Consider the following 6504-nt stretch of genomic DNA (forward strand, 5'->3'; position numbering starts at 1 on the left):
GCGCTCTCGCCGGCGCTCATCCTCGGGGCGCCGGCCACGGCGTCGACGGGATCGGCCGGCACGGGCAGCGGGATCCTTGGCCTTGGCTCAGGTACCGGCAGCGGCGTCCTTGGCCTCGGTTCAGGCACGGGCAGCGGCATGCTCGGCCTCGGTGACCTCGGGTTGGGTTCCCTCGGCGCTCAGACCGCTACCGTCCCCTCCGTGGGCGGCAGCGGCCTCGGCCTCGGCGATCTCGGCCTGGGCGCCCTCGGCGCTCAGCCCGGTACCGTCCCCTCCGCGGGCGGCAGCGGGGTCCTCGGCCTCGGTGACCTCGGCCTCGGCGATCTCGGCCTGGGCGCCCTCGGCGCTCAGCCCGGTACCGTCCCCTCCGCGGGCGGCAGCGGCACGGCCGGTACGCCGGCATCTGGCGCTGGCTCGTCAGGGTCCGGAACGTCCGGCACTCTCCTGACCAGCACCGGAACGGGCGCCACGGGCGCAACGTCGGCCTCAGGCACCGGCTCGCTGAGCACCGGCGCACTGAGCACTGGCTCGCTGGGCATTGGCAACTCCGGTCTGGGCTCGTCAGGCACCGGAACGTCGGGCGCCCTCTTGGCCCGCACCGGAACAGGCACGGCGAGCGGTTCGACCGGAGCGAATGCCCCGGCCGGAGCGAGCGGAGCCGCGGGATCGACCGCGACCGGCACGCTTCCGCAGCTGTGCGCAGCGCTCAGCTCGTCCGTGGGCGACATGCCTTCCCTCACCGTCGAATTCGCCCTGATTCTCGCTGCCGCCGCGCTACTGCTTGGCATCGGCATGGGCCTCGCGCTCGCGGGACTCGGCGGCGGTCTCGCCCTGCGGCGGTTCCGCGCCGCGTCGATCTCCTAGGCCCGTTCCCGGGGATGCCCGCCAGATCAGCCGATCTGGGCAGAGCTGGCTGGCCTCGCGCGCGGCATCCCCGGGGCACGGATACAACGACTCACACGAAGGAATGACTGTCATGAGCAGCATCGGCAACTGGCCCGACCCCCTCTAAATCCGACCCCTCGCTGCTAGAACTACAGCAGAAGGCAGACAGGGCCTCGGACCGCGGAAAGTCGACATGAGCCGCGGCCCGGGACGCCCAGCCCCGTGCCCCGCGTAGACAACGGGCGCGACGCGCCGACCGATTCGGGCGGCGCGCCGCGGGTCGACGCGTGGGCCAGGGCTCGGCGCATGGTGGTCTGGCGCGGCGCTGGGGGCCGGGCCAGGCCACCGGGGGCACCACATCGGCTCAGAATAGCCCCGGGAACGCGAACGCCCCGCACCGAACCTTTCCGTTTCGGGCACAGAAGATCTGTACCCGAAACGGCTGGGTCCCGGTGCGGGGCGCCGCGAGGAACGACTACTTGCGGAGCGCGTCCACAATGCCGTTGAGCGTCGCGGAGGGACGCATGACGCCGTACGTCTTCGCGTCGTCGGGGCGGTAGTAGCCCCCAATCTCCACGGCGTGGCCCTGGACGCTCAGGAGCTCACCCACGATCGCCTCCTCCTGGGCGGCCAGCGCCTCGGCGACGGGCGCGAACGCGGCGGCCAGGCCGGCGTCGTCCGTCTGTTCGGCGAGTTCCTTGGCCCAGTACTGGGTCAGGAAGTAGTGGCTGCCGCGGTTGTCGATCGTGCCCAGCTTGCGGCCCGGGGACTTGTTCTCGAGGAGGAACGTGCCCGTGGCGCGATCCAGCGTGTCCGCGAGGACCTGGGCGCGGGAGTTGCCGGTCGTCGTTGCGAGGTGCTCGAAGCTCACCGCAAGCGCGAGGAACTCACCGAGGCTGTCCCAGCGAAGATAGTCCTCCTCGAGGAGCTGCTGGACGTGCTTGGGGGCCGAACCGCCGGCACCGGTCTCGAAGAGTCCGCCGCCGTTGATGAGCGGCACCACGGAGAGCATCTTGGCGCTCGTGCCGAGCTCGAGGATCGGGAACAGGTCCGTGAGGTAGTCGCGGAGCACGTTGCCCGTCACGGAGATCGTGTCCTCGCCGCGGCGGATGCGCTCGAGCGAGAACGCCGTGGCCTCGGCCGGGGCCATGATCTCGATCTGGAGGCCCTCGGTGTCGTAATCCTTGAGGTACTCGCGGACCAGGCCGATGAGGTTGCGGTCGTGCGCGCGGGTCTCGTCGAGCCAGAACACCGCCGGCGTCTTCGACGCGCGGGCGCGCGTCACGGCGAGCTTGACCCAGTCGCGGATCGGCACGTCCTTGGTCTGGCATGCGCGCCAGATGTCGCCCTGCTCGACCACGTGCTCAATGAGGACGTTGCCCGCGCCGTCGACCACCTGGACGCGGCCCGCGACCGGGATCTCGAACGTCTTGTCGTGGCTGCCGTACTCCTCGGCGGCCTGGGCCATGAGGCCGACGTTCGGCACGGTGCCCATCGTCGTGGGGTCGAACGCGCCGTTAGCGCGGCAGTCGTCGATGACGACCTGGTACACGCCCGAGTAGGAGGAGTCCGGGAGGACCGCGAGCGTGTCATGCTCCTGACCGTCCGGGCCCCACATGTGGCCGCCGAGGCGGATCATCGCGGGCATCGACGCGTCCACGATCACGTCCGACGGGACGTGCAGGTTCGTGATGCCCTTGTCCGAGTTGACCATCGCGATCTCGGGGCCGTCCGCGAGACCCTTCGCGACGAGCGCCGTGACGCCCTCGCGGACGTCCTCGGGGAGTTCGTCGAGGCCGTTGAGGATCGAGGCGAGGCCGTTGTTCGGGCTCAGGCCCGCGGCGGCAAGCTGCTTGCCGTACGTCGCAAAGAGCTCGGAGAAGTAGGCCCGGACCACGTGGCCGAAGATGATCGGGTCCGAGACCTTCATCATCGTGGCCTTGAGGTGGGCCGAGAACAGAACGCCCTCCGCCTGGGCCCGAACGACCTGCGCGGCGAGGAACTCATCGAGGGCCGCGGCGCTCATGAACGTGCCGTCCACAACCTCGCCCGCGAGGACCTTGAGGCCCTTCTTGAGGTCCTTGACCGTTCCGTCCTCGAGCACGAGCTGGATCGTGAGGGTGTCGTCAGCGGAGATGACCACGGACTTCTCGTTGTGGCGGAAGTCGCTCGCGTCCATGGTCGCGACGTTGGTCTTCGACGCCGGGGACCAGGCGCCCATCGAGTGCGGATTCTTGCGCGCGTAGTTCTTGACCGAGAGCGGCGCGCGGCGGTCCGAGTTGCCCTCGCGGAGCACGGGGTTCACGGCGGAACCCTTGATCTTGTCGTAGCGCGAGCGGATGTCCGTCTCCTCGTCGGAGGCGGGGTTGTCCGGATAGTCGGGAACCGCGAAGCCCTGCGACTGCAGTTCGGCGATCGCCGCCTTGAGCTGCGGGATCGACGCGCTGATATTCGGGAGCTTGATGATGTTCGCCTCGGGCTTCTTCGCGAGCTCGCCGAGCTCCGCGAGCGCGTCCGAGATGCGCTGCTCCTCGGCGAGATAGTCGCCGAACGTCGCGATGATGCGGCCCGACAGGGAGATATCGCGGGTCTGCACGTCGACGCCCGCGGTCGACGCGAACGCCTGGATAATCGGGAGGAACGAGTGGGTCGCCAGCATCGGCGCCTCGTCCGTGTGCGTATAGATGATGGTGGCCATGGGTGGGCGCCTCCCTGGAGCTGAAGCAGACCGCGGCGCCGGTGTGCGCGGTTCAGCGCTCGCCGCAGTATGCGTGGATGCTGCTATATCAACGTCCTTAACTTACCGGAGCGCGGCACCGGTCGAGGATCGTGACGAAAACGCCGGCGCCGGGCGGCTCATTCGGGGCGTTGGGCGGTTGTCGCTCGCCCAGCGCCGGCCCTACGCTGACGGTGTTCCGTCCTCTGCCGATCGTGGGCAGGGACTATGTCAGTTCGGCGCCCCCGCGACGCCGAAGCGGCGGGACGTCGGCGCAACTGGGGGCGCCGGCATCGGGCCGCACCCAGCCTGCCCGTGCTTGGCACCGGCGGGCACCCACCGCCGTCGTCCGGTGGCGACGGCGGACCATGGTCCTTGTGAGGAGCATCCCCAGATGTCCACCCGTCCGTTCTTCGGGCGTTCCCTCGCGTCCGCCCTGGCCCATGTCGGGCCGCGGCCACCGCACTCCGGGCGCCTGTCCACCCGCTCGAGAAGCGTTCTCGCGCTGGCTGCGGCGTCGGCCATCGCACTCGCGGCGGCGCCCGCCGTCAGCTCAGCGCCCCCGATTCCGGCTGGCGCCGGTGACACCATCGTCACCTCCGGCAGCCCGGCGCTTCCGTTCCCGCAGAACAAGCAGAACGAGCCGTCGATCGCCCGCGACCCCATCTCGGGAACCCTCATCGCGGGCGTCAACGACGAGATCGACCTCGCGCCATGCGTTCAGCGCGCCAACGGCTCCGGTTCATGTCCCTTTACCCCCGGAGTAGGTGTGAGCGGCGTCTACTTCTCGACCGACAACGGGACCTCGTGGAAGCAGCCCACCTACACGGGCTTCTCCGCGCGAAGCGGCACGGCCGCCGCCGGAGGGAAGATCGGAACGCTGCCCAACTACCTCGAGGCCGGGCTTGTGTCCGGAGGCGACCCGGTCGTGGTTGTCGGGCCCCGGCCGGACGCCCAGGGCCACTTCTCGTGGGACAACGGAAGCCGGTACTACTACTCGAACCTGACCAGCAACTTCCCGGGGGCGAACACGCTCGTGACGCCCAACTTCGCCGTGGCGGTTTCCCACACCGATGACATCACGGGCGCCGTCGCGGGCGACAACACTGCGTGGAGCTCCCCGGCCATCGCCAGCGGGCGCCTCAACCCGGTGGTGTTCAACGACAAGAGCAGCATGTGGGCGGACAACGCGGCCTCGAGCCCCCACTTCGGGCGGGTCTACGCCTCGTGGACCTCGTTCCGGGCAGCTAACAACCCGCACACGCCGTCCGAGCCGGAGCCCATCATGGCCGCGTTCTCGGACGACGGTGGCGTGACGTGGTCGGCGCCAGTGCAGGTGAGTTCGGCTCATAACAACGCCCACAACAACGGCCGCCAGGGTTCAGCCATCCGCACGGACTCCAAGGGCAACGTCTTCCTGTTCTTCGAGGGCACCGTGGGGCTGCAGAGCGCGCAGATGATGGCAGTCTCGGATAACGGAGGCCGCCAGTTCAGCACGCCTCGGCCGGTCGCTGCGGTGGCCGACGTGGGCGTCTTCGACGCTTTCGCGGGCCGCTTCACGTTCGACGGCTTCGCCGGCGCGAGGACCAACAGCTTCCCGAGTGTGGACATCGCGAACGGGGCGCCGTTCGGCCAGGGCGCAAGCGACCGGATCCTGCTCGGCTGGAGCGACGCGCGGAACGGCCTCGGGCACGAGGAGTCACTGCTCCAGACCTCCACTGACGGCGGCACGAACTGGTCGACGCCGGTGGCCGTGCAGGCCAGGGGCGACAGGCCCGACTTCACGGCCGTGGCCATCAGCCCGGACGGCCGGAACGCCTACGCGGTGTACGACGCGTTCCACGCCGTGTACTCCGACCTGAGCGCGCCGCGGCCCATGGAAGGTGTCGTCGTCGCCCTCAACGGCGATCTGAGCGGACCGGTGACCGTCCTGCACCGCGGCGTGAGCGGTGACGCCCGCGCGTCGAGCGCGAACAGCCTCGTGAGCGAGTTCATCGGCGACTACAACGCCGCCGTCGCGAGCAACAGCGCGGTCTACCCCGTCTGGAACGACGTGCGCAACGGCGACGACTGCCCAGCCGTGGACGCCTACCGCACGGCCCTGCGGACGCCCGCGGGCTCGGCCGCGAACGCGTCGAGCGCCGACTGGGGCGAGGACAGCCCCACGGCGGCGAGCACCGACACGACCCCGCCGCGGCCGTTCCCGCCGGCGGCGTGCGGCGCCCGTTCACGGTTCGGCAACTCCGACGCCTTCTCGGGGGTGTTCAGCCGCTGACTCGATAGGTGAGAAGTTCAGTTCCGTCGGCCTCGTCGCCATCGTCCGGCGCGACGTGGAGCAGCGTCCCCTCCGCGTCGCGCGTCAGGACGAACGGGTTGCGCATGATCGTGTGCCCGGCCGTGCTGAACGCCGGCACCGGCACCTCGGCCGTGATGCGGCGTTCGGACGGACGGACGACGGCGATGCCTCCTAGCTCGAAGACCGCACCTCGGGCGTCCCGAAGCTCGGCGATGCCGCCGCACACGAGCCGACCGCCGCCGTCGTACTGGGCGTCCTGGAAGTCGACGTACGCGCTCGGGTTGTCCCATGACTCCGCCTCGGCGACGTTCGCGCCGTCGCGCGTCTCGCCGTCGCCCGCCGCGCCGTCGCCTGTCCCAGGGCCTCCGAGGTCCCAGCGGTGGAACCGCCGCGATCCCCAGCTCGCGCCGTACAGCGCGCCGGACTCGGGATCCGCGGCAAGCCACGAGACGTGGTCGCCGACCGCGAACCGCCTCGCGGGCACAAGCGTGCGCGTGTCGATCGTGTAGACGATGCTCCGGCTGCCCGCGCGGTACTCGGCGACGGGCACCCAGAGGAGCCCGGCGGCCGCGTCGATGCCGCCGGGGTGGTACACGTCGCCGTCGCC

The 6504-nt window shown here is 70.3% G+C and carries 3 protein-coding genes and 1 pseudogene; 2 read left to right on the forward strand and 2 right to left on the reverse strand.

Annotated elements, in window-relative coordinates:
• Positions 1-864, forward strand: a pseudogene (locus tag ACLN58_RS15925) (hypothetical protein); the annotation flags it as partial.
• A gap of 496 nt (positions 865-1360) precedes the next feature.
• Here ACLN58_RS15925 and ACLN58_RS15930 read toward each other — a convergent pair.
• Positions 1361-3583, reverse strand: a complete 2223-nt coding sequence (locus ACLN58_RS15930) for an NADP-dependent isocitrate dehydrogenase (protein ID WP_415856233.1) — start codon at positions 3581-3583, stop codon at positions 1361-1363.
• A 412-nt stretch (positions 3584-3995) separates the two neighbouring features.
• Here ACLN58_RS15930 and ACLN58_RS15935 point away from each other — a divergent pair, with 412 nt between their 5' ends.
• Complete coding sequence (locus ACLN58_RS15935; RefSeq protein WP_415856234.1) at positions 3996-5876, forward strand: hypothetical protein; 1881 nt, start codon at positions 3996-3998, stop codon at positions 5874-5876.
• Here the strand turns inward: ACLN58_RS15935 and ACLN58_RS15940 are convergent.
• The coding region (locus ACLN58_RS15940) for a DUF6454 family protein (protein WP_415856235.1) at positions 5866-6504 on the reverse strand (639 nt) is incomplete at its 5' end. The genes ACLN58_RS15935 and ACLN58_RS15940 overlap by 11 nt on opposite strands.

Source organism: Sinomonas sp. G460-2 (assembly GCF_047759905.1).
In the GTDB taxonomy this organism is placed as follows: Bacteria; Actinomycetota; Actinomycetes; order Actinomycetales; family Micrococcaceae; genus Sinomonas.